This window comes from Candidatus Symbiopectobacterium sp., assembly GCF_020054415.1.
Lineage (GTDB): Bacteria > Pseudomonadota > Gammaproteobacteria > Enterobacterales > Enterobacteriaceae > Symbiopectobacterium.
On the sequence record NZ_JAHWCO010000611.1, the window covers coordinates 1 to 2,887 of the forward strand.

Below are 2,887 nucleotides of genomic sequence, written 5' to 3' on the forward strand. Positions count from 1 at the left end.
ATACTCTCGCCGCCGTTGGTGATGGCGACGACCTCGCCCATATTGGGGTGTCTGAAGGTCAGCACCCGTGCGTTATCCAGTTTCATTGAATACCCTCCATATTTTTGCTGTCCAGCACAACCACGGTAAAACCCAGCGCGCGCATCCGGTCGTGTTCCCGAAGTTGATCTGCCCGTGGCTTCTCGCCAGGCGCTTTGCATTCAACGAAAACGAGACGGCCACCAGGTAGCAGTACCAGCCGATCAGGAACAGAGCGGCGTCCGGGGGACACAAACTTGTAGGCAATACCGCCCGCTTTTTTCACTTCCGCTACAAGGTGCTTTTCGATGGTGGATTCACGGATGTAAGCCATCGGTAACCGCCCTACGTTTTTCGCGAATGTTTTGCATGATGCAAAAGTCAGAGCGGTTTTCGCTCCACATTTGGTTTAGCGGGTTACGCGCTGACCGGTTTGCTTTTGTCCATACCTTTGCAGCGCGGCGGTAATCGCCCTCGCGTTCAATTTGTGCAGCTTCACGCGCAGCACGGAAATAAAGCGGATTGTCATTTTTTTTAAAAGACATAAGGGTTACTCCTTACGGTAGCGGTAGGCCTCGAACCCGCCAGCAGACAGTGGTAGGTCTAAAGCCCATGCGGGGTTAGTTGCGAGCCGGATGCTCAGGTGTTCGTGGGAGTAATCAGAATGGTCTGGCGCCTCCGTTAAAATCTCGTCATGCACCGTCAGTATGATGTCGTAACCGTTGTCCTCCACACCGGGCATATTCGCGGCCATCACATCACGGGCGGTAGCCTGGGTTACGTTCTCTGCCAGCTTGCCGCCGTAGGTTTGCAGGCGTTGCCATTTCCGGCTGTAGGTGTTGATGCCCATGTAGCTGATCTTGCCGCTGTCGTCGATACGTGCGCCGGGATAACAGACCGCCCGGCCAGAGGGAAGCTGAATACGTAGCCAGCTTCCGTCGCGGCGAAGCTTTAATTTGCGGCAGGAAATGGTTATGCCGGGTGTGGCAATGGCGCGGCGGGTGGCCTGGTCGATCTCCTTCCAGAAGCTGAATGTTGCCGTGTGGGCTTCGCGCCAGAGGCGTTTAAAAGAGTCGCAAACAACATAAGCGCGTTTTGACAATCCGTAGGTTCGCTTCTGTTTTACCGACCATTCATATGCACGGATAGCTTCATCCAGAATGTTGCGCGGAATATTGGCGATAGCGGCGGAGGCCATTTCTTCGAGGTCGATGTTGTACGCCAGCGAGAACGTCAGAAATGCGCCAACGCCCCCTTCATAGCCCAGCGCCAGCTCCTGCACTTTGCCGACCTGACGCTGATCTTTGTCCACTTCATCCGGGTGGACGCCGAAAGATTTTGCATAGGCCAGTTTGTACAGGTCATGGCCAACGCGGATCGCCTCGCCTTTTTCATCGGTACCGATGATGGTGTCATAATCCCGGAACGCCTGTAGCTTCCACTTCTCCCCGGCTAACCACGCCAGTACCCGCCCCTCGATGTTGCTAAGGTCAGATACCACCAGTTTTTTACCGGCGGGGGCCATGATGCAGCCGCGCAACGCTGAACTGGTCAACTGCATCACATCGTCGTAAAGCAGGTCGGCGCACCCGGCTTTCAGTGCTTCAATACCACAGTCAATGTCGGCTTGTTTTAGCATTGGTCTGGGTAAATTTTGCGGCTGAAATAATCGCCCGGCCCATCGCCCGGTACGCGACGCGCCACAAAATTGCAGAGTTCCGCGCAGGCGTCCGTCGCGGCTGACGCCTTTCATCAGGGTTTTGTATTTACTGGTGCTGGTGGAGCTGGCCTGTAGGCGGATAGCGAGTAATTCACGAAGTTCAAACGGTAAATCAGGATCGTTAACCCGGCGCTGCAAGGTGCTGGCCTGCATATCGGGCAGTTCGATACCAAAGGCTTCTGCTATGTGTTTCAGCATGGCGTCACGCTGTGTTGCCGCTTGCACCGCGTTGTCCGTGAGCTCCCGCGTTCGTTTGGCCAGAACCTTCTGTTCACTGTCAACCGCCGTCACCGCTGCTTCTGCGAGGGGGACATCCATGAATACGCCGCGATCATTGATACGCTGATCACGATGCCAGAGCGCCAGTTCCTGACCTGAGTAATTCCAGGCAGGTAGCTTTTTGTCGATCTCACGCATGGCATCAATATCCAGTCCGGCGTACTCAACGAATCGCTGCCACTCGACAGGGTGTGTTTTGGCGGTAGCGCGGCGGATAGCGCTGTTTTTGGGTCGAGGCTTGCAGAATAGCTGGATCAGTTGCTTACCAGCCTTATCCTTGGCTTTATCCTGCGAAACACTGAGAATGTCACACAGATCGCCCAGCGATCCCGGCAGGCCGTGCGCCAGCGCCCTGACCATTGTATCCCGCCAGCGCTCAACGCCACCGGCAGCTATACCCGGCATGGCGTGATTTAATACCATGCGGTCGAAATATGAATTATGGGCGTAAATCAGCCCATCAGGATTGGCTAATGCGGTTCGGAGCGCCGTGGGCATGGGCTTTCCGCGGGTCACGTCCCATACCTGCACGGGGTCAGTATCAATAGCCCAGGCAAACAGCATGATCTCAGCCTCCTCTGTATACGCATGGGTACCGTTTTTGATAGGCACCTCGCTGAAGGTTTCAAGATCGAGATAAAGACGTTCAGGCATGACCATGCCTCCGTATTAAAATCGGTTACAAAAAGCCCCTGGCAGAGCAGGGGCTGGGATAAATTAGCGGGGTAGTTTTGGCGGTATGTATTTGCCGATACGTGATTCTATTGTTGGTAAAACACACATGCTGTCGTTGAACCGGTCGTGCAGAAGGTATACCAGTTTTGAGTCCATGACCTCGAGGGCAGGACGCAGACGGGATCGCCAGATTTC

Annotated in this window: 3 protein-coding genes; all 3 read right to left on the reverse strand. The window is 54.9% G+C overall.

All coding sequences use genetic code 11. From position 1 onward, the window contains the following. Nucleotides 1–82 precede the first annotated feature (82 nt). From QZ506_RS17825 to QZ506_RS17835, 3 genes are read right to left on the reverse strand one after another with little or no spacing between them, the layout of a single operon-like run. The gene (locus QZ506_RS17825; protein WP_291972955.1) at nt 83–352 is read right to left on the reverse strand and encodes a VRR-NUC domain-containing protein; all 270 of its coding nucleotides are present in this window, start codon (nt 350–352) and stop codon (nt 83–85) included. Then, a complete protein-coding gene (locus tag QZ506_RS17830) occupies nt 336–563 on the reverse strand; it encodes an ANR family transcriptional regulator (RefSeq protein ID WP_291972956.1) in 228 nt (75 codons plus the stop codon). Before QZ506_RS17830 ends, QZ506_RS17825 begins: the two co-directional genes overlap by 17 nt. Nucleotides 564–568: 5 nt before the next feature. Then, on the reverse strand, nt 569–2,671 hold the full coding sequence (locus QZ506_RS17835; RefSeq protein WP_291972957.1) for a DNA polymerase: 2,103 nt from the start codon (nt 2,669–2,671) through the stop codon (nt 569–571). Between the last annotated feature and the right edge of the window lie 216 nt (nt 2,672–2,887).

What these genes read in the sequence shown, in the direction of transcription:
- QZ506_RS17830 (WP_291972956.1), bottom strand. Translation starts at nt 563, where the DNA reads ATGTCTTTTAAAAAAAATGACAATCCGCTTTATTTCCGTGCTGCGCGT.
- QZ506_RS17835 (WP_291972957.1), bottom strand. Translation starts at nt 2,671, where the DNA reads ATGCCTGAACGTCTTTATCTCGATCTTGAAACCTTCAGCGAGGTGCCT.
- QZ506_RS17825 (WP_291972955.1), bottom strand. Translation starts at nt 352, where the DNA reads ATGGCTTACATCCGTGAATCCACCATCGAAAAGCACCTTGTAGCGGAA.